15 protein-coding genes are annotated in these 20,315 nt (G+C 61.8%); 13 read left to right on the top strand and 2 right to left on the bottom strand.

Annotation, left to right across the window (positions count from 1 at the left end):
- Nucleotides 1-515: 515 nt before the first annotated feature.
- The 7 genes from NLM32_RS19535 to NLM32_RS19505 all read left to right on the top strand — a co-directional run bounded on the left by NLM32_RS19535 (nt 516) and on the right by NLM32_RS19505 (nt 7,773).
- A complete protein-coding gene (locus tag NLM32_RS19535; RefSeq protein ID WP_254130538.1) occupies nt 516-1,382 on the top strand; it encodes a response regulator transcription factor in 867 nt (288 codons plus the stop codon).
- A gap of 445 nt (nt 1,383-1,827) precedes the next feature.
- Entirely contained in the window at nt 1,828-2,547 is a 720-nt protein-coding gene (locus NLM32_RS19530; RefSeq protein ID WP_254130537.1) for a sugar phosphate nucleotidyltransferase, read from the top strand.
- Nucleotides 2,548-2,619: 72 nt separating this feature from the next.
- Nucleotides 2,620-3,756 carry a DegT/DnrJ/EryC1/StrS aminotransferase family protein gene (locus NLM32_RS19525; protein WP_254130536.1) on the top strand — a complete coding sequence of 379 codons (1,137 nt, stop codon included), beginning with the start codon at nt 2,620-2,622 and terminating at the stop codon, nt 3,754-3,756.
- Nucleotides 3,753-4,439 carry a sugar transferase gene (locus tag NLM32_RS19520; RefSeq protein ID WP_254130535.1) on the top strand — a complete coding sequence of 229 codons (687 nt, stop codon included), beginning with the start codon at nt 3,753-3,755 and terminating at the stop codon, nt 4,437-4,439. Before NLM32_RS19525 ends, NLM32_RS19520 begins: the two co-directional genes overlap by 4 nt.
- 23 nt (nt 4,440-4,462) lie before the next feature.
- Complete coding sequence (locus NLM32_RS19515) at nt 4,463-5,470, top strand: GDP-mannose 4,6-dehydratase (protein ID WP_254130534.1); 1,008 nt, start codon at nt 4,463-4,465, stop codon at nt 5,468-5,470.
- 139 nt (nt 5,471-5,609) lie between these two features.
- Nucleotides 5,610-6,869 carry a polysaccharide biosynthesis/export family protein gene (locus NLM32_RS19510; protein WP_254130533.1) on the top strand — a complete coding sequence of 420 codons (1,260 nt, stop codon included), beginning with the start codon at nt 5,610-5,612 and terminating at the stop codon, nt 6,867-6,869.
- 247 nt (nt 6,870-7,116) lie between these two features.
- Entirely contained in the window at nt 7,117-7,773 is a 657-nt protein-coding gene (locus NLM32_RS19505) for a helix-turn-helix transcriptional regulator (RefSeq protein ID WP_254130532.1), read from the top strand.
- A gap of 117 nt (nt 7,774-7,890) precedes the next feature.
- On the opposite strand, the gene NLM32_RS19500 is transcribed toward NLM32_RS19505, so the two are convergent.
- Nucleotides 7,891-9,315, bottom strand: a complete 1,425-nt coding sequence (locus tag NLM32_RS19500; RefSeq protein ID WP_254130531.1) for an HlyD family type I secretion periplasmic adaptor subunit — start codon at nt 9,313-9,315, stop codon at nt 7,891-7,893.
- Nucleotides 9,302-11,425 (bottom strand): type I secretion system permease/ATPase, encoded by a 2,124-nt coding sequence (locus tag NLM32_RS19495; RefSeq protein ID WP_254135361.1) that lies wholly within the window; start codon nt 11,423-11,425, stop codon nt 9,302-9,304. The genes NLM32_RS19500 and NLM32_RS19495 overlap by 14 nt, the downstream gene beginning before the upstream one ends.
- 764 nt (nt 11,426-12,189) lie before the next feature.
- On the opposite strand from NLM32_RS19495, the gene NLM32_RS19490 reads away from it, so the two are divergent.
- From NLM32_RS19490 to NLM32_RS19465, 6 genes are all read left to right on the top strand, one after another.
- Nucleotides 12,190-13,431, top strand: coding sequence for a glycosyltransferase (locus NLM32_RS19490; RefSeq protein ID WP_254130530.1), 1,242 nt, complete (start codon nt 12,190-12,192; stop codon nt 13,429-13,431).
- Between the two features lie 111 nt (nt 13,432-13,542).
- Complete coding sequence (locus tag NLM32_RS19485; RefSeq protein ID WP_254130529.1) at nt 13,543-14,388, top strand: hypothetical protein; 846 nt, start codon at nt 13,543-13,545, stop codon at nt 14,386-14,388.
- A 101-nt stretch (nt 14,389-14,489) separates the two neighbouring features.
- Nucleotides 14,490-15,896 carry an O-antigen ligase gene (locus NLM32_RS19480; protein WP_254130528.1) on the top strand — a complete coding sequence of 469 codons (1,407 nt, stop codon included), beginning with the start codon at nt 14,490-14,492 and terminating at the stop codon, nt 15,894-15,896.
- 33 nt (nt 15,897-15,929) lie between these two features.
- Complete coding sequence (locus NLM32_RS19475) at nt 15,930-17,912, top strand: Wzz/FepE/Etk N-terminal domain-containing protein (protein ID WP_254130527.1); 1,983 nt, start codon at nt 15,930-15,932, stop codon at nt 17,910-17,912.
- Nucleotides 17,909-19,441 carry a hypothetical protein gene (locus NLM32_RS19470; protein ID WP_254130526.1) on the top strand — a complete coding sequence of 511 codons (1,533 nt, stop codon included), beginning with the start codon at nt 17,909-17,911 and terminating at the stop codon, nt 19,439-19,441. Before NLM32_RS19475 ends, NLM32_RS19470 begins: the two co-directional genes overlap by 4 nt.
- A gap of 142 nt (nt 19,442-19,583) precedes the next feature.
- On the top strand, nt 19,584-20,315 hold the full coding sequence (locus NLM32_RS19465; RefSeq protein WP_254130525.1) for a hypothetical protein: 732 nt from the start codon (nt 19,584-19,586) through the stop codon (nt 20,313-20,315).

Raw genomic sequence — 20,315 nt, 5'->3', positions numbered from 1 at the left:
CTCTACAATCCATGATTCGCACGCGATAGCTTACGACAGACTTACGATCGCCGCGCCGAATTGCTGCCCGGAAGATTGCGGTGACCGATCGCCGCACTGCGAGTTGACGACGAACACGCGCTCCAGCAATCATCAAAAGCGCCGGCATTCGGCTACCTCTGATAGACTAGTTCGCCTCCTTCAATCATACAACCATAAGGAGCCATATCGGCCGGTGCACGCCTTCGGAAAACTGGCAATGTGCAGGGACATATCCTCCCCGCAACACCCTCAGATTGCGTGAATCAAGCCCTGCGACGCCCGTAGTTTCCCCGGCCGCACCTATAACTAAGGATATATATTGTAATCGGTAATTCGCATCTAACCTTCACAAAAGTTTAACAAATTTGGAGGGCCCCAAACTACCGGCGATATCGAAGGCTGAATAGCGCGCGAATGCGGTAAGCCGAACGGATCAAGAAAAGCGATTTAACTGATCGACCAGCCGGCCTGTTGGAGGGTGGCTGGGGAGGCTGGTGCACATCATTTCAATTTCTCATTGCAGTCGTATCATTGCGTATGTCGCGGAGGGTAAAATGCGGAGGCGGCAATCTTGTGAAATCGTTCTTATTGGAAGGAATATTCTGGTTAGAGAGGGAATTTCGCGGATCTTACATGCAGCGAATTTCCGGATCCTGCTATCAGTTTTGAGTGCGGATGAATTACCAAACGCACTCCAGACACAGCAACTGCTGTTTCTCATCATCCACAACGGCGACAGTTTCGATGTCGCACTGGATCAGATACGTTGCGTCAAAGGTCGCTGCCCTGGCGCCCGGATAGCCATCGTATCCGATCACTATCGCCAGGACGAACTTGTCGTGGCGTATCGTGCCGGCGCCAGCGGCTACTTCGTCAATGTCAATTCTTGCGATGCATTCGTGAAGTCCATCGAGCTCGTGACGCTGGGCGAGACGGTCTTTCCGCCGGCATTTCTTGAATTCGCCCTTGACGGCAATCATGAACGCGAAGCCGCGCCAATCAGCGATGAGGTGCACGACGTCGTGGCCTCAGCGCAGGCACCGCTTGCGCCGCACCTTTCTCCTCGCGAGAAGGCAATCCTGTCGTGTCTGATCGAGGGCAATTCCAACAAGTGCATCGCCCGAAAGATCGACATCGCAGAAGCAACCGTGAAAGTCCACGTCAAGGCGATCCTGCGCAAGATCCGGGTCCAGAACCGGACACAAGCGGCGATCTGGGGAATGAACAACGGGACTCTGGTGCACGCCGCAAATGGCCACACACTACCCTCGATGATTTCCCAGCCCGCGAGCCTCATCGCCTTGCGAAGCGATCTGCGAACCCAAGTGAGCCGGAGCTCCGGCGCCGATGAACTCGGCTAACAAGGATTAGTCCGCGCTGTCACCTCGTCGCAAACAACGAGCGATAACGGACTAATCCCACGGCAGGCAACTCGTCGAACAGCTTGCGAAACGCCACATACGCCACAGCAGCCCCGCTGCTGTGGCGTATGTCTGTCGGCACTGATTTCAGCTTATTTTAAGCACTTATCGATGATTTTCGCTTGATTTACGCGAGCAGCGCGGGCCTGCGCGACTGCGCATCATTCACCTTCGCATCTGCTGCGGCATTCAACATCCGAGTGCGATTGAGCTGAACCTGATCAGCCCACCCCAATCGTCTCATGCAAACGTACGAAGACGAGCCAAAACATTGCGCGTACGTTTCTACAACGCTCGAGCCCCGACCAGCGTGCTGAGATCGGACTTCGCGGGCGAAAGTGATGATAGTTGATCTATTGCAAGCTCTAGCCATACGGAGGCTTCGATGAAAGCGGTTATTCAATGCGGCGGCAAAGGAACGCGCTTGCGGCCCCACACATCAATTTTGCCAAAACCACTTATGCCGATCGGCGCGCGTCCCGTCCTCGAGCTCGTCCTGAAATGGCTGAGGCGGAACGGAATCAGGGAAGTCTACGTCACCACCGGATATCTCGGCCATCTCATCCGCAGCGTCTGCGGGGACGGCGAGCAGTGGAATATGCGCATCAACTACACGCAGGAAATGGAGCCGCTCGGAACCATTGGCCCGCTGTCGCTGCTGCGTGACAAGCTCGACGAGCCGTTTCTGGTTCTCAACGGCGACGTGCTGACGGATCTGAATCTCAATCAGTTCGTGAGCAGCCATCGTCGCCGCAACTCGAAGCTCACGATCGCCACCGCAATTCGCCCGACCAAGATGGACTTCGGCGTGATCGACGAGGTGGAAGAACGGGTGACCGGCTTCCGTGAAAAGCCCGAACTCACGCATCTCGTCAGCATGGGCATCTACTGCATCGATCCGTGCGTGCTCGAACGGATTCCGTCCGGCGTTCCCTTCGGCTTCGACGATCTGATGTTCCAGATGCTCAACGAGGAAGTACCGGTGAACGTGTTCAAGCATAGCGGCCTCTGGCTCGACATCGGCCGCGTCGAGGACTTCCTGAAGGCTCAGGACGTTGCTTGGGACGAACAGTCACCGGTGTTCGCCAGCTCCGTCGCCGCCTGATGCGACCTCTCGCGGTGACCGCAAGGATCGCGTTCACCGCGTCAACTCACTCATCAGATTGGAGACGAACACATGCTTTTGGTATCTGAGCCGGTCCTGGGGGACGAAGAAAAGGCAGCTCTCACCGCCGTCATTGAAAGCGGCTGGGTCACCATGGGGGACCGGGTTCGCGAGTTCGAGCAGGCCTTCGCCCGCTTGCACGAGGCCGAGGACTCCGTCGCTGTCGGCTCCTGTACGGCGGCTCTCCACCTCATCCTGCATGCCCTCGGCATTGGCCCGGGAGACGAGGTCCTCGTTCCGTCCCTGACCTTCGTCGCGACCGCCAACAGCGTTCTCTATGTCGGCGCCCGACCGGTCTTCGTCGATATCGGATCTGCGGACGTTCCGTTGATGTCACTGGACGACGCGGAAGCGAAGTGCACGTCAAGGACCAAGGCCATCGTCCTGGTGCATTTTGCCGGCTACCTGGCCCACCGCGACGCCTGGCAATCCTTTGCCCGCCGAAAGGGCCTGCTCCTGATCGAAGACGCAGCTCATGCGCCCGGGTTGCCCGAGGTCGGCAGCTATGGCGAAGCCGCTGCATTCAGTTTCTACGGCAACAAGAACATGACCACCGCCGAGGGCGGCGCGATCATCGCGCGCAGCCGCACCTTGCGCGAGACCATCCGGCAGGCCCGCGCTCACGGGATGACGAGCGGCGCGCGGCAACGGCTCACCAGCCGCCGTCCGGACTACGACGTGACGATCCTCGGCTTCAACTACCGGATGGATGAACTGCGCGCCGCGCTCGGTCTCGTGCAGCTGAAGAAGCTGCCGGAATGGAACGATTGCAGACGGCGGCTGTCGGCCACCTATCGCGAGCTCATCGCGGAGCACTGCCCGTCGGTGGTGGTGCCATTCGAGGCTCCCTGGCCGTCGACCCACCACTTGCTACCGATCGTGCTGCCGCCGGCCACGAGCCGCCAGCGCATCATCGATCGCCTTCGCAAGCGCGGCGTCCAGACCACGGTTCACTATCCGCCCGTCCATCGCCTGACGTTCTACAGGGATCTCTACCCGGAGCTGGCCCTCCCGCGCACCGAGGATTTCGCGCGCCGCGAGCTGACGCTGCCTCTGCATCCCCGAATGTCGACATTGGACGTCGACAAGGTCGTGAATGCGCTGGCGGCCGCACTCGCCGCCGACTACCCTATGGGAGCGGTCGCATGACGGTGCCCGAGACGGCGAGCCGCTACGCGGCTCAGTCTCGCTCCTCCCATCTGGATGTTCGGCGCGCGATCGACGTGCTCACCGTCGGCCTCGCGATGACGCTACTTTCGCCTGTCTTCGTCATCGTCGCGCTTGTCATCTGGCTCGAGAGCGGCCGGCCGATCCTGTTTACGCAGCTACGCCTGGGACAGCGCGGCGAGCCATTTCGGATGTACAAATTCCGCAAGTTCGGGCCGAACTGCGGCACCGACGGCTCTCCTCTGACGCTGGCGGCCGACGAACGTATGACGACCGTCGGCCGGATCCTCGCCGCGACCAAGCTCGACGAGCTGCCGCAACTCTGGAACGTCCTGCGGGGCGATATGTCTCTCGTCGGACCCCGCCCGGAGTCGCTCAGCTTTTCGGACTGCTTTCGCGACGGCTTTGAAAAAGTGCTCGACCATAAACCAGGCGTCTTTGGCCCGTGTCAGGTCCTGTTCCGACACGAAAGCAGCTTGTATCCGACTGACGCGCCGGCGCCGGACTTTTATCGGGAGGTCCTGTTTCCGGCCAAGGCGAGGGTCGACCTTGCCTATTTTCCGCGCCGAACGCTCGCATCCGATTTCGGCTGGATCGCCCGCGCCGCGCAGGTCATCGCAGTGGAATGCTGGAATGCGTTGAGGCGGAAGCATCGATCAGAATGACAGAGTGAGAGAGGGCTACGGCGATGAGCTACAAAGGGGCGAAGATTCTCGTGACGGGAGCCGACGGCTTCATCGGCTCGCATCTGACGGAGGCGCTCGTTTCGGCAGGGGCCGCCGTGACCGCCTTGGCGCAATACAACTCTTTCGACAGCCATGGCTGGCTCGACGATCTCCCGCCGTCGACCCGACAGGCGGTCAATCTGGTGCGCGGAGACATTCGCGACGCGGCCTTTGTCGGCCGCATCGTCCAAGGTCAGAATTTCGTCTTTCATCTCGCGGCCCTGATCGCCATCCCTTACTCCTATGTTGCGCCGCAATCCTATGTGGAGACCAACGTCCTCGGCACGTTGAATGTTCTCGAAGCGGCCCGCCAACATGGCACTGAGCGGGTCGTCGTGACCTCGACGAGCGAGGTCTACGGCACGGCGCTCACAATGCCGATCGACGAGTCCCATCCGCTCCAGGGGCAATCGCCCTACTCTGCTTCAAAGATCGGCGCGGATATGATGGCGGAGGCCTTCGCGCGCTCGTTTGGCCTTCCCGTCGTGATCCTCCGGCCGTTCAACACGTTCGGACCTCGACAAAGCGAGCGCGCGATCATCGGCACGATCATCCGGCAGGTGCTCGATCCCGACTGCCGCGCGATCATGGTCGGCGATACCACGCCTGTACGTGATTTGACGTTTGTCACGGACACCGCCGCGGCATTCATGGCGGCCGGGCTCGTGGATGACCTCGAATATGGCCACGCCTACAACGCCGGCAGTCAGCGCGCCATCTCCATCGGCGAGCTGATCGATGTCATTCTCGAGCTGACAGCCAGTCGCAAGCCGATCGAACACGACGCCAAGCGCTTGCGGCCGACGAACTCGGAGGTGCGCGCGCTCCTCGCCGACTCGACCCGGTTCGTGAAGGCGACCGGCTGGACACCGAAGGTGACGCTGCGCGATGGCCTGGAACAAACCGTCAATTGGTGGCGAGCTCGCCTCTCCGCCAAGCAAGTCCGGCGGCAAGCGGATTTCATGACATGATGAGATCGGTCGACCGCCGGCGTATTGCGAGGCATTTCGTTCGCGGGACCGGGGTGTCATCGCGAGCGCCAACGGCTCGCTTTGCCGGGAATGAGAGCCGCGCCGTGCCAGGCGTGGCCAGATAATGCAGGAGATCGCCATGGATCGCACCAGGCCCCGGAAGACGTTCAGCCTCATCTCACTTGCCTGCGCGACGGCGATGGCTCTGTTGGTCAGCAATGCCTGCTTCGCTGCGCCGTATCGCCTTGCGGCAGGCGATACCGTGGAGGTATCGATCGGCGGCGCGTCCGAGCAACGCCACAGGGCGCAGATCCAGATCGACGGCACAATCGCCATCCCCGGAATCGGCACTGTCGAGGTCGCCGGCATGACCACCGCCGAGCTGCAGAGCCGGATGGAGACACTGCTGCAATCCAGGGTCCTGCGGCAACGTTTGCCCGACGGACGTGAGCAAGCGATCGTCGTCGTGCCCGGAGACGTCACCGCGAGTGTGGTGGAGTATCGACCGATCTACGTGACCGGCGACGTTCTCACGCCGGGACAATTGGCGTACAGGTCATCGATGACCGTGCGCCAGGCTGTCGCCGTTTCCGGCGGCTATAGCCTGCTGCGCTCCCGGAACCAGCCGGGCACCAATGATCCGGCTGACCTTCTGCGCGACTACCAGTCTTTCTCCACCGAGTACGTGAAGGAGTATTTCCACGTCCTTCGCATCGATGCCGAACTGGCAAACAAGGACACGTTCGATCAGACCACACCTCAGGAAATATCCTTGCCGGCATCTGCCATCGCTCCGATTGTGCAAGCCGAGGCAGAGTCGCTTAAAACCGCGCAGACCGACTACCGCAAGGAGCGCCGATTTCTGGAGGACGCGGTCAAGCAAGCGGACGGACAATTCGCCGCTCTCAGCAAGCAACAGGAGGGGGAAGAGAAAGGCGTGCAAGCCGATGAGGAAGAGCTCGATCGCGTGGTCAAGCTGTTCGGTTCCGGCTCGCTGCCGAGCCCACGCGTGACCGAAAGTCGTCGCGCCCTTTTGCTGTCCTCGACCCGACGGCTGCAAACCACGGTGGAACTCATGCGCCTTCAGCGCCAGCGCGAGGACTCGGCCCGGCAGATCGACCGCGTGGCAAGCCTGCGTACCGTAACCCTGCTGCGTGAACTACGAGACTCAAATGCTCATATGACGGACCTGCGCATCAAAATGCGATCGCTGGGGCAAAAGTTGCAGCCGGTCAGCGGCAGCGCAGCACTGCCGGCGGGAGCAGGTGATCTGCGGCCCCAGGTTACCGTCGTCCGAAAGTCCGGCCCGCAATGGGAGAAGATCACGGCATCCGAAGACTTCGACCTCGAGCCGGGTGACGTGATCGAAATCACGTTGCGGCAGCAGGGCGGCTCCTGAGATCACCGGCCTGAGCGGCGGCATACCGAGCTCCGGAGCTGCTGCTCCCATCGACCATGACATGAGCCCTCGATCGACGGACCCGGAACGCCGGGCCGGCGTCGCCTGCCTTCGTCAAAAAGTGCAACCGGATTACCCCCAAAGCTGACCTCCTACCACCGATTGAACGTTTACAACACGTACGGCAATTGGAGAATGATCGTCGGACGCTCATTCATTTGGTTGAGGCAAGAGGGAACGGGGCATCATGCTGAACTTGAACCAGAGCAGCTCGGTTGCATCGCGTTACCAATCCAAGGAGACCATTTTCAACATCTCCAACCGTGTTCCCCCCACTCTGCCCGAGGACAGTCCGTCCGATATGCGCGACGAGTTGCATGCGGCTCTAGGCCGTGTCGGCTGCGCACACGTTGTGCTGAAGCAGGGCCATGTGGTCGAGGTCAGCCCGACCGGACGCGCCATATTGGAGCGCTACAGTGAGTTCGCGGCGGGTACGAAATCGCTGTACGGCGTTGTAAGGGAGATCGCAAAGCGGGCGAGCGTCGAACTTCCTGCGGGTTCGATGTCGTGGCTGGCGACGTCCTTCAACGAAGGCATAACGAGCCTCGTGAACCAGATGACGAATGTCTGGCCGGACGAAACGTACACCGTCATCCTGCTCGATCTCGATGCCCGTCCGGAGCCGTCACCCCGCACGCTGCAACGACTGTTCAACCTGACGGCCGCGGAAACCCAACTCGCGATCGAATTGGCGCGCGGTGGCAATCTGCTGGATATTTCCCGCACCCAGCGGCTGAGCCGGGCGACGATCCGCTCGCATCTCGCATCCCTCTTCGTCAAGACGCAGACACGACGGCAGGTGGAGCTCGTCTCCCTCTTGGGGCGGATCGCGCTGTTCCCATAATGCAGCCAGGCGCCAGCGTCACGGGGCCCTGAGCCGCGTGCCTGGACGCCGATGGAGCCCGCCAAGATCAAGCTTGCAAGATCAAGCTCCCGCCCGGATCCATCCGGCGGCCCGATCCTATCTCTCGCGCAGCATTTCCTGATTGTATCGCGTCAGCGGCGAAAGCAGATAGCTGATGATCCGTCGCGAACCGGTCTTGATTTCGACGGTCACCGCCATTCCAGGCGACAATTGGACGGTCCGCCCCTCGATCATCATCGTGGTCCGGTCGAGGCTGACCCGGGCCGCGTAGATCAGCTCCTGCCCTTTCGGCTCGCTGGACGCGGTCTCGGCGCCTCCGGGTTGATCCCTCGTCCCCTCCTCGCGGCGATCCCTCATGATGGCATCGCGTGAAATGCTGAGCACGCGCCCATCCAGCAGACCGTACCGGGTGAAATTGAAGGTATCGACCTTGATTGCAACGGTCTGCCCGGGGACGACAAAGCCGATATCGCGGTTGGATACCATTGCCTCGATCTCGAAATCCGGGTTCAGCGAAACGACGGCCGCCAGAGTTTGCGCCGGCGTGACCACTCCGCCGATCGTGTGTACCGCCAATTGCTGCACCACGCCATCGACAGGCGCCGTCAGAACCTGCAGCTTGGCCTTTTGCTCGGCCTTGATCGCGTCCTGGGCGAGGCCCGCGGCCCGCTGTTCAACCTTGGACAGGTCATCATAGAGCGTCCGGCGGAACTCCGCTTCCGCCTTGGATCTGGCCTGCGTAAGACTTGCCGTCGCCGCCTCTACCTCGCGCAACCGGCTCTGCTGAACGAGAATGTCATGCTGCTGGCCGACCAGGTCCTGCGCCTCGGTGAGATAGGTGATCTTCGACCCGATTGCCTTGTCGTAAAGGTATTTGCGGACGTTCACGCGCTCCTCGAGCAGCGGGATCGTCGCATCGAGCTTCGATATCGTCGCCGCAATGGTGTCGCTCTCCGCCTTCTTCTGCGCCAACTGCCTGTCGAGCTCCGACAGCTTGGTCGCCTGCTCTGCCATCTGACTGGCGAGGAATTGACGATGGAGTTCGATCGCCTGCGGGCTGGCCCCGACCGGGGGGACGAAGGCGGCGATCGGGTCGCCCGGCGCCAGCGCCGCCCGCAACCTCGCGATATCCAACTGGGCAGCGATCAGATCGGCCTTCACATGGTCAAGCTCAGCCCCACTGATGGTCGGATCGAGCTCGATCAGCACGTCGCCGGCCCGTACCGTCGCGCCGTCCCGCACATGAATTGCCCGCACAACCCCGGTTTCGGCGGGCTGGATCACCTTGGTCCGACCATTAACCACGATCTTGCCCGGCGCGGTTGCAACCACGTCGACCCTGCAGAGCGTGGCCCAGGCCAGGGCTGAGCAAAACAGCAGGATGATGGTTAACCCGATGGCACGGCCGACCGGCGACGGCGGCTTCTCCATGACTTCCAGCGCGGCGGGGAGAAAGGCGGCCTCGTCCGCGCGGCGCCGACGGTTATCGGGAAACCGGATAATGCGTCTAGCGGCCGTCATGGGTGCCTGCCTGTAGCAAATGCAGGTTCGCATAGCGCCCGTTCGAGCGGATCAGCTCGTCGTGGGTGCCGTCTTCCACGATCCGCCCGTGATCGATCGTGATGATGCGATTTGCGCGCCGCACCGTGGAAAGCCGGTGAGCGATGATGAAAACGGTACGCCCTTCACAAATACGCCGCATGTTGTCCTGGATGATGCGCTCGCTTTCGTAGTCGAGCGCGCTGGTGGCCTCGTCGAAAATCAAAACTCGGGGATCATTGACGAGGGCGCGGGCGATCGCGATGCGCTGCCGCTGGCCGCCCGAAAGGCTGCACCCGCGCTCGCCGACCATCGTATCGTAGCCTTCGGGTAGCTCGAGTATGAACTCGTGTGCGCCGGCAAGCGTGGCCGCATCGACGATCCGCTGCATCGGCATGCCGGGATCGGCGAGCGCGATGTTCTCGGCCACGGTCCGGTTGAAAAGCACGTCCTCTTGCAGGACAACGCCCACCTGCCGCCGCAGCCAGGCGGCATCCGTCATGGCCAGATCGACACCATCGACCAGAACCCGGCCGCTTTCCGGCACGTATAGTCGCTCGATGAGCTTGGTCAGGGTGCTCTTGCCCGAGCCGGACGGACCGACAATACCGACCACCTGACCGGCCGGAACATGGAAGCTGACGTTGCGCAACGTCTCGGGTCCGTCGACGCGATAGCGAAATCCGACGTGATCGAACGTAACGGCGCCTTGAATCGGCGGAAGCACGGCGCGCCCCACGCTGATGGTCGGCTCCGGCCGCGTATTGAGGATGTCGCCTAGCCGCTCGATGGACAGGCGAACCTGGTGGAAATCCTGCCAGATCTGGGCAATGCGCAATACCGGCATGTTCACGCGGTTGGCCAGCATGTTGAAGGCCACCAGTTCACCGACGGTCAGGCCGCCTTCGATCACCAGTTTCGCGCCGAAAAACAGCACGGCAACCGTGACTAGGTGACTGACCAATTGCACCGCCTGGCTTGCGATATTGCCGAGGCTCACGACCCGGAAGCTCGCGGACACATAACCGGCAAGCTGCTCTTCCCAGCGCCGGTTCATCTGGGGCTCGACGGCCAGGGCCTTCAACGTTTGCACGCCCGTTATGCTCTCGACCAGAAAAGCCTGGTTTTCTGCTCCGCGCCGAAACTTCTCATCCAGGCGCTGCCGGAACAGGGGTGTCGCAATCGCCGAAATGCCCAGGTAGAACGGGAACGCCGCCAGCACGATCAGCGTCAGCATCGGCGAGTAGACAAACATGACCGCGATGAAGACTGCGGTGAACATGAAGTCGATGATGAAGGTCAGCGCCGAGCTCGTCAGGAAGTTGCGGATATTTTCCAGCTCCTGAACGCGGGCAACCGAGTCACCGACGCGCCGCGCCTGAAAATACATCAGCGGTAACGAGACCAGATGGTGGTAGAGCCGCGCACCGAGCTCGACGTCGATACGGTTGGTCGTGTGAGAAAAGAGGTAAGTGCGCAAGCTACCCAGAACGGCTTCGAACACCGCGATCGCAGCCAGTCCGATCACGAGGACTTCCAGCGTGCTGATGCCGCGATGCACCAGGACCTTGTCGATCACCACTTGAAAGAACAGCGGACTGATGAGCGCAAATACCTGGAGGAAGAAGGATGCGACCAGTACCTCTCCCAGGAGGGAGCGATATTTCTGGATCGCGCCGAGAAACCAGGTGAAGTCGAACCGGCGCGAGAGATCCGAAAGCGACGCCCGGCGCGCCATCAGGACCAGGCGGCCGTCCCAGATCGCCTCGAATTCGGCTTGCTTGAGCTTGAGCGGACGGGGGTCCGAGGGACGCTGAACCAAAACCTCGTCCCCGTCCGCCTTGCCCACCAGGAGGAAGCCACCATCGTTGAGCACCGCGATACCCGGCAAGGCGATGCGGGGAAGACGCGCCCAGCGGGTTCTCATCGTGCGCGCCTTCAGGCCGAAAGCCTTGGCGCACCGCAACATTTCGGTCACCCCGATCTGGCGCGTGCCTAATCGGTGGCAGAGTTGCCGCTCGTCGGCTGCAATACCGTGCAGCCGGAGCAACAGGACGAGCGAGAAAATCCCTGATTCACCTGGAGACACCATATTTCGACCATCCCACATCTGGTCCGCCAGCATCGCGCGATCGATTGCACCAGGTCCGCTCTGAATGCCGACTGTCCACTGCTGCAGGGGCCCTTCGGGTACGACATTAACCTCACTCACGGATCATCCGTACGGCTAATGCGCGGTACACTCGCTGCTTCCCTACACCCAAATAGGTAGTCCCGAAGTACGCATCGATGTTTGCCTCCCGAGAGGCCCGCGCTGCCGTCGCGGCAGGAGACGCGCACGGCAGGACAATTTGTCCCGGTCTGCCGCCCGCTCCGAGGTACTCCAAAGGAGCTAGAAGCCAGCCGTTGCGGTTCTTCTCGCTCGGCGTTGCGCAATCGAAGGACCCTCGCCGTGCGGTCCAGCTTCCGTTCAGGCAGCCATCGTACACCGACGATCCAATTCTTCCCGAGAGCACGCCACCGTGACAACGAACCCCTGCTCAAAGTCCCCGCATCGCAAATCGCAACGAACCGCAGCGGATCGCGCGCGGCCGTGTGATTACCCCTTTATTCGAATAGGCTCTCGCATACGCCGTTGATAGGAGTGGATCACTGACAACTCTCTAGGTTGCAACGTGAAAACGGCGCTTCCCTGCGGATGTCGGAGCTCTCGATCGGGCGTCGTTCGATCGAGGGATGGGCAGCAGCACACCGCTCAAGAGAGCTGCGACCCAGCGGATGATGAGGTTCTCAGTTGGCGACAGGCTGGCGGGCTTTGCCAAGACGCCACCGATGTCGAGTACAGGAGCTGGATGTATGTTGAGACCACGGCTGGACAGCGAGACCATGCACAGTCCTCACGTCCTCAATGACGAACCAAATGGACTCTGGAGCGACCAGCACGATCCGCTACAGCCACATCTTCTTTACATCGGAGGCGAAGATCATCACCTTCGGATTCCCGCTATGTGCGCGCTGCGCGACCACGGCTTCCGCATCACCGCGGTCGGAAGCGGCGACCCCGCGCCCTTTGTACACGCGGGCATCCGCTATCGGGGGTTCAAGTTCGACCGGTTCGTGAACCCGCGCGCCGACCTGGCGTCGATCAAGAGCCTTGCGAAGATCCTCGTCGAGGAACAGCCTGATCTGGCGCAAAGCTTCGACACCAAGCCATCGATCTACCTGCCTCTGGCTGCGCGAAGCGCTCCCGGCGTATTGGCTGTTCGCACGATCAATGGACGTGCTTTCCTCTACTCGTCGCGATCTCCCCTCGCCCTGACGCTGCGTCCCGTGTATCGCGCGCTCCATAAGCTCGCGGCTCGCACGACTGCGGCCACAGTGTTTGAAATCAGCGATGATCGCGCGTTTTTCGAGCGTCACGGGATCGCGGGAAAGATGCCGGTTCTGATCCGGGGCGCCGGTGTCGATGTCGAGGGTTTCGATCGCGCGCTGATGTCAGGACCTTCGCCGGCCCAGCTCCGCGAGGAACTTGGGCTTGGCGACGCCGAAATCGTGATGACCGTGACGCGGATGACGAGGCAGAAGGGTATTCCGGCGCTGCTCGAAGCGGCCGCGCGGGTGCACGAGGTGCGTCCCAATGTGCGCTTCCTGCTCGTCGGGCCGCGCGAGTCCGAAGGCCCGCTCGCCATTTCGCAAGCCGAGATCGATCGGCATGCCCCCTATGTGAAGGCGATCGGATCAAGATCGGATATCCCGGCTTTGCTCAGGCTCGCAGATGTATTCGCGTTTCCGACCGAATACCGCGAGGGCGTGCCGCGCGTTCTCCTCGAGGCGGCACTCGCCGGCGCCCCCATCGTGACCACGACCATGCCGGGCTGCGCTGAGGTCATTCGCGACGGCTGGAATGGTTTTCTGGCACCGCCCGGCGCGCCGCCGGTATTGGCCGCAAAGATCCTCTATCTGCTCGAGAACCGAGAGAAGGGGCGCGCGATGGCCGATCGTGCCGGCAAGCATGTCAGGCAGGAATTCTCACTGGCGACCGTCGTCGCTGATCATGCGGCTCTCTACAGGACGTTGATTGACCGTGCGCGCCATTAACCCACTCAGCAACGAGAGGCTCGGATCGACAACCGAGGATGCGACATGCGGCGTCCTGTAAGGACATTTGCACGTGCTCCATACGTAGCATGGTTTGTGGTGGCATGTTTTATGGCCACCGGTGCGTTACTCCTGCAGGGTCTGGCCTTCGACGCGCCGACGCGCGCGAGCTCCAGGGCAGCGCTGCATTTCGCCTCCAACGGCAACTTCGACCCCGCCGGCAACTACGTTCCCTCCGTCGCCGGCTTCAATCTGGCCGACGTCAGCAGCCCGGCGCAATTGGACTCTCTGCCTGACGGCGTCAGGGGCCTCGTGTGGATCGGCCAATGCAACGGCGCAGACGCGAAATTCATGGACGCAGTCAGCCCCTACATCGGCAATGAAAAACTGTTCGGCTTCTATTTGATGGACGACCCGGATCCGACCGGGAAGCATTTTTCGCTCTGCACGGCTGACAATCTCAAGGCCGAGTCGGACTGGATACATGCCAACGTGCCGGGCGCGAAGACATTCATCCTTCTCATGACGATGACGTCGTCGCGAACGCCATCCTTCAAGGACACCTACAACCCCGCCAATTCGCATGTCGATCTGTTCGGGATCGATCCCTATCCGTGCCGGACCGAATTGAACGGCTGCGACTATCATCAGATCGATCGCTATGTCGCTGCAGCCGAAGCCGCTGGAATTCCCCGCGACAACATGGTCCCGGTGTACCAGACCTTTGGCGGCGGCCGCTGGATCGATGACGGCGGCGGCCGATACGTGCTGCCGAGCGCAAGTCAGATGCACCAGATATTCCTGCGCTGGGACGCGCTCATACCGGCCCCCGTCTTCGACTTCGCCTATAGCTGGGGATCGCAGAACGGAGATTCAGCCCTCGCGGGGTCGCAGGAGTTGCAGGCGGTGTTCTTGCGCCGCAATCAAAACTCAATCGCTCTGAACCGGACGAATTGAAGGCTGGCCATGGAGAGGGGTCGACCGCGCGGTAATCGGAAAGCATGTCGATGGCGCGGCACATGCTCGCGCCTCGGTGCGCGAAAGACGGACACGGGCAGATGATCCTGGACACCTTGTTCGCATTTGGGCTGCTGCTGACACCCGCTTCCCAATTGCGGGTCGCGGGCCTGCCGGTCGGGCCGGGCGAACTCTGTCTGATCATCTGGGTGACCCTGATACTCGGCCGCGAAGCGGCGCGCGCCAACCTCGTGCTGACGCCGGCTCTGTCGCGGCTCCTGTTGTTCTGGTCGCTGTTCACCCTTGCGCAGAGCCTCGGAACGCTGACGGCAAAGCTCATCGGCGACGAGCACGACCCCGTGTGGTTCATGCACGATGTCATGGCCTATCCCCTGTTGGCCGCCATCAGCTGCCTGACCGTGATCGGGCCGCGCCCCGAGGCCCGGCTGCGTCGCATCACCTGGCTTCTGTGTGGACTCGGCACGCCGGTCATTCTCGCACAACTGGCCGACGCCTGGGGCTTCTACAATCTTCCTTCGGTCGATCCGATGTGGTGGGATCAATTCCGAGGCTGGTCGTCAAATCCGCATCAACTTGCAGTCCTCTGCATGGTGCTTGGATTTCTATCGATTCATCTCGCCGAAACGTCCACCACGCGTGGTTCGAGGATCGGCGCTCTCGCCTGCGCCATTATCCCCGTCTACACGGGCCGGATCACCGGCAGCGATTCGTTTACGCTCATTTTCGTGCTGGCCGGCCCCCTGCTCCTGGCGTTCAAGTGCCGAACTTGGCTGTTCGCGCGAGCGCGGCAGATCAGCTTTCGTTCGGCGTTCGCCTGGGTGGTTGTGCTGGCCTTGCCCGGCATCGTGATTTCGATGGCGCCGCTGGCCTATTCGATTGCGGTCGAAGCCGGCGACCTCGCCAAGTCGATGGCGCGCGACAACCCCGAGCAAACCAAGGAGAAGACGGAACTAAGATTTGCGCTCTGGAGCCAGGCCATCAAGCGCGGGATCCAATCCGGCATGCTCGGCCTTGGCCCTGGTCCGCATCTCGAAATTCCGACATCAATCGTCTCGGCAAGGAAGCTGGATACGGTCCATCCCGAGTTTGTCGAACACCCCAAGCCCTCGTTCGTACCGAACTTCGAGGCGCACAACACGATGCTCGACCTGTTTACCCAGGGCGGGCTCCTGGTCGTGTTGAGCTTCGTCTGGCTCCTGGTAACCGCTTTCAGGTGCGCCTATGCGACCGGTGAAGCAGGCTTGCCGACATTGCTGTGCGGCCTCTGCATCTACGCCATCGCCACCTTCCTGCTTCGACATCCCATCTTCTGGTTTGTGATCGCCGTTTGCCTGGTGGCAAAGCCGATGCCGGCGAGCCAGCAGCGACCGATCGCCAGAGGCAACGCATTGCGCGGCCATGCTCGCCTCGCGAACGCTTGGGGCCGCTCTCTTCCACGCCCGCGACCCGCATACGGCGCGAGCCAACTGGGCTCGAGACCGAGCTGATCGCGAGGATGGACCGATGGCAGGGAGGTACGGATGCAATTGATGGACAAGACGGGTCTCATCGCCGACAGCATACCATTAAGGCCTGACTACGAAGGCCCGCGGCAGGACGACCAGGCCACGACCGCATCCGAACCCGGCTTCCAGCAGGTGATCGGGACCCTGCGCCGGCGGCGCAAGTTCATCCTCACCATCGCAGGCGTGGGAGCGATGCTGGCCGGCATCGCCGGCGTGCTCATCACGCCCAAATACACGGCGACCGCGCAGGTCGTCCAGGTTCAGGGCGGCTCGCCCCTCAGTCCCGAGGCGCTGCAGCAGGCCGTCGACACTCAGGTGACCATGCTGACGTCCCCCTATCACCTGCGCCACGTTCTCGACAGCTTTCGGAGCGATCCAAAGTTTCACGGGTTGGCATCCAGCGTCGAAGTGGACCCGGCTGTCGCGCCAAAACCCGCTCAGGCCGAGAGCAGCGAGGCTGGTCCATTCGGCCTGAAGGAACTCAAGCGACGGCTCGGTATCTGGATTGGACCGCTCTTCCATCACAGGCGCGCCGATGCAGGCCTGCAGTTCGACGATCTCCAGCGTCGCCTTCAGGTTCTCCAGGAACGCCGCTCACGCATCATCAACGTCACCTTCCAGTGGACGACCCCCGAGAGGGCCGCCGACATCGTCAACCGGATCGTCGAACTCTACGTTCAGAGCAACGCCGAGCAGCAACGGGCCTACACCCGCGGCGAACTGGCCCGGCTCGACGAACGAATGGCGACGGTCAAGGCCGACATCGAGCGGACCAGTGCGGCCCTGCACCAGGCCATCCAGCGGCGCACCGATGCGGGCCGCAATGCCGGCGGCGAAGACCAGGCGCCTGGCGCCGACCCGCGCGAACTCGAACGCCGAACCGCCGCAAGCGCACAGCTCTATGCAAGTCTTCTCCAGCGCCAGAAGGAGATTCGCGAACAGGAAGAGCTCGTCAACCCGGACGTCAGCATCCTCTCGCTCGCCTCTCCGCCGTCGCGACCCAGCTCGCCGAATCCGATCCTGTTCGTGCTCCCCGCCCTGATCGTCTCGCTCATCTGCGGGAGCTTCATCGCCCTCGTCCAGGAACGGCTCGACAAGACGCTGCGCAGCGAGAAGGAAATCGCCGACGCGTTCGGCCTCTCCTGCGTCGGCCTGGTCCCGCAAATACCCACGAACCACCTCACTGACTCCGGAGATTATATTCGGGTCAAGCCATTCTCGCCGTACGCGGAAGCACTCCGGTCCGCGGCCGCAACGTTACGTCTGGCTGAGCCCGGCCATGCGAAAACGATCCTGATCACCTCCAGCATCGCCGGCGAAGGCAAGACCACGCTCGCCCGGGGCCTGTCGGCCTATGTCGGCCTGCTTGGGCGCCGTGCGCTCCTGATCGGCATCGACCTTCACAGAGGCATGCGCGTGACCGAATTCGACAACGCCGGCGAGCGCCAAATCGTCGGTCTGCAGCATCGATCGCTGGCGGATTCGATCCGGCACATTCCCCAGGCCGGCTTCGACTACGTCCGGATACCCGGCTATCGACTTGACCCAATAGGCGCCGTCGAACAGATCGCCGAACTCATTCGCCAGCTGCGCGACCGCTACGATTGCGTGATCATCGATGGTCCGCCGGTGCTTGCGGCCATTGAGGCCCGATTGCTCCCCTCGATCGCCGACAAGCTTCTCTTCGTCGTCAAATGGGGAAGCACGAGACGGGAGGTCGCTCAGAATGCGCTGGATCTCCTTCGCGGCGGCGGGCGCTTCGGCAACGATCGCGGTGACTTTGCAGCGGCCATCGCGACACAGGTCGATCTCAAGAAGCATGCGCAATACGGCTATGGCGATGCGAGCGAATTTTCTGTCGGCGCTGCAGAGGCGCCTCGCGCCGGCCTGCGTCAACGCCTCCTCGCGATCGCCTCTTCTCCATTTCGATGGATGCAGGAGATCGGGATTCAAGCGCTGCACCTTGCAAGATCGTTCGCGGGAAAAGGGCACGAATGATGAGACAGGATGCCCTGCACAGAACAGACCCGACCGGTGGCCCGGCCACCGACAGCGCCACCCTGCAGTTGATTCTCACTGTGTTGCACGACTTTGATCGGCACGACATCACCTACGTCTACTGGAAGAGCAGCAATCGAATTCACCGCGGCCTGACCGGCGACGGCGATCTCGATCTGCTCGTCGCAAAACGGGATCAGCATCGCGCTCAGGCCATCCTCCTCGAGCGCGGTCTCAAGCTCTTTCCCGACGTCGCCTATCGTGACCATCCGTCGGTCATGAGCTATCTCGGCCATGATGAACCGAGCGGCCGGATCGTGCATGTTCATCTGCACGTTCGACTGGTCGCCGGCGCCAGCCTCCTCAAGAACTACCACCTGCCGTGGGAAGAGGCCCTGGCGAAGCGAGCGATTGCTCATCCGGAGCTGCCGATCCGCATCCTGGAGCCCGTGGACGAGGCATTGCTGCTGATCGTACGAGGCTGCCTCGAACTGCGGCGAACGGATCCTGTCGTGCTCCGCAACTGGCAGGCAATGACGCGCAAATTTGCACTTGACCGCGCGGACCTCGCAGGCCGGATTCCTCGCGCGGCGCTCAGAAGGCGCGCGGCCGAGCTTCTGGGCGGCGATCTGGCCGACATAGTCGCCGATGCCCTTTATTGCCAGCCGGCGCTGGAACATCAGCGTCATCTGCGGCGGCGTATCCGAAAGCACTTCGCGCCGCACCGGACCTACAACGATCTCGAGGCAGGCCTGCGAAGCGCGACGCGCGCCACACACCTCGTCGCCGGGTACCTGAACAAGCGCTTTCTCTGGGCGCCGCGGCCTTGGAGCCGACGCGCTCCGGGTGGTGGGCACGTCGTGGCCGTCATCGGCGTCGACGGCAGTGGGAAATCGACCATTGTCGCGACACTTCGGCAGTGGCTCGGCGAGGAAATGGACGTCATTCCGATCTACTTCGGTACCGGAGCAGGCCGCCCTTCCCTCATACTCTGGCCGCTCAAGCTGATGGTTCCCCTGATCACGCCGTTGTTCAAGACCAAGCCGAAAGGCTCATCGCATGGCAAGATCTCGGATCGACCACCGAGCCGCGTGTACAGCGCTCTCATGGCGATCTGGGCGACGGCCACGGCCATCGAAAAGCGGTCCAAGCTGTCGGCCGCGCATCGCGGGGCCCGTCGGGGACTTGTCGTGGTCACGGATCGATATCCCCAGAACGAGATCGCCGGCTTCAACGAAGGTCCGCTGATGCCGCGTCTGGTCGGGATTCCGTCCTGGCTACGCCGATTTGAAGCCAAAGCCTATTCGCTTGCCGAGCACCTTCCACCGGATATCGTGATCAAGCTGGTCGTTCCGCCGGAGGTTTGCGCCAGACGCGAACCCGACATGGATCCTGCGGTGATCACGCAGCGTATCGCGGCAATCCCGCGACTGGCGTTTTCCGGCGCGCGCGTCGTCTCGATCGACGCCCAACAGCCTTTAGCCGATGTCATTCGCGCGGTGAAGAAGGAGGTATGGCGGATCCTCTAGGGCAAACGACGGAACGGTTCAATTCAATCATTTCATTTGTCTGAGTTCGGATATGATCATCGAGTTTTTCGGTCCTCCAGGTGCCGGCAAGACCACTCTTGCACGTACTCTTGCGGCACGTCTGCGCGAGCGCGACTACACCGTGGACCTCGTGCTCAGCCATCGGCCGGCGGAGCGCGCATCAAGCGAGACCGTCACACCATCGACGGCCCTTCGAACGATATCCTTCACGACGCGGCGCCTGACGCGTCCGCTGGCGGAGCTGGTTTCCATGATGTTCCGACCGCGGGGGATTTCACGCGATCTCGGGACGGCGTTGAATCTGATCAGGATACTTCCGCCATCCAACACGCTCTCTTCGCTCAGACTGCTGCAATACATGTCCAGGCTGTCGCATGCCTGGTTTCGCAGGTCCACCATTGCGCACATCGTCCTGTTCGATCAGGCATTCGTCCAGGCGATCTGCTCTCTGGCACTGCTTTGCGGCATTGCCGACGAAGCCCTGATCTCGTATGCGCTCGATTTTGTCCCCGAACCGGACATCCTGGTCCGCCTCGACGCACCCACCAAGCTGCTCGAGGAGCGGCTCCGCGACCGACATCGTCTCGGGGGACCGTTCGAACAGATGCTCGAGCTGGACGTGGAAACCAGCCTCAATTCACGCAGCATCATCGACGTCCTGCACGAGGTGCTGCGCAAGAAAGGCAGGAACGTCGTGAGCATCTCGTCGCTCGATCGATCATCTCTCGCCGCTGCCGTCGAGCAGCTGGAACGGCAGATTGTGGTCATCGCCGAGCAACAGAAGCGCGCTGTCAAACCAGCGGTTCTCGAAGCCAACATCTCGGACCACTCCCTGTTGAAGCACTTTCCTTAA

This window comes from Bradyrhizobium sp. CCGUVB14 (assembly GCF_024199935.1).
GTDB lineage: Bacteria > Pseudomonadota > Alphaproteobacteria > Rhizobiales > Xanthobacteraceae > Bradyrhizobium.
This window is presented reverse-complemented; position numbering and strand designations above follow the sequence as displayed.

What these genes read in the sequence shown, in the direction of transcription:
- NLM32_RS19530 (WP_254130537.1), top strand. Translation starts at nt 1,828, where the DNA reads ATGAAAGCGGTTATTCAATGCGGCGGCAAAGGAACGCGCTTGCGGCCC.
- NLM32_RS19525 (WP_254130536.1), top strand. Translation starts at nt 2,620, where the DNA reads ATGCTTTTGGTATCTGAGCCGGTCCTGGGGGACGAAGAAAAGGCAGCT.
- NLM32_RS19520 (WP_254130535.1), top strand. Translation starts at nt 3,753, where the DNA reads ATGACGGTGCCCGAGACGGCGAGCCGCTACGCGGCTCAGTCTCGCTCC.
- NLM32_RS19515 (WP_254130534.1), top strand. Translation starts at nt 4,463, where the DNA reads ATGAGCTACAAAGGGGCGAAGATTCTCGTGACGGGAGCCGACGGCTTC.
- NLM32_RS19510 (WP_254130533.1), top strand. Translation starts at nt 5,610, where the DNA reads ATGGATCGCACCAGGCCCCGGAAGACGTTCAGCCTCATCTCACTTGCC.
- NLM32_RS19505 (WP_254130532.1), top strand. Translation starts at nt 7,117, where the DNA reads ATGCTGAACTTGAACCAGAGCAGCTCGGTTGCATCGCGTTACCAATCC.
- NLM32_RS19500 (WP_254130531.1), bottom strand. Translation starts at nt 9,315, where the DNA reads ATGACGGCCGCTAGACGCATTATCCGGTTTCCCGATAACCGTCGGCGC.
- NLM32_RS19495 (WP_254135361.1), bottom strand. Translation starts at nt 11,425, where the DNA reads ATGGTGTCTCCAGGTGAATCAGGGATTTTCTCGCTCGTCCTGTTGCTC.
- NLM32_RS19490 (WP_254130530.1), top strand. Translation starts at nt 12,190, where the DNA reads ATGTTGAGACCACGGCTGGACAGCGAGACCATGCACAGTCCTCACGTC.
- NLM32_RS19485 (WP_254130529.1), top strand. Translation starts at nt 13,543, where the DNA reads ATGGCCACCGGTGCGTTACTCCTGCAGGGTCTGGCCTTCGACGCGCCG.
- NLM32_RS19480 (WP_254130528.1), top strand. Translation starts at nt 14,490, where the DNA reads ATGATCCTGGACACCTTGTTCGCATTTGGGCTGCTGCTGACACCCGCT.
- NLM32_RS19475 (WP_254130527.1), top strand. Translation starts at nt 15,930, where the DNA reads ATGCAATTGATGGACAAGACGGGTCTCATCGCCGACAGCATACCATTA.
- NLM32_RS19470 (WP_254130526.1), top strand. Translation starts at nt 17,909, where the DNA reads ATGATGAGACAGGATGCCCTGCACAGAACAGACCCGACCGGTGGCCCG.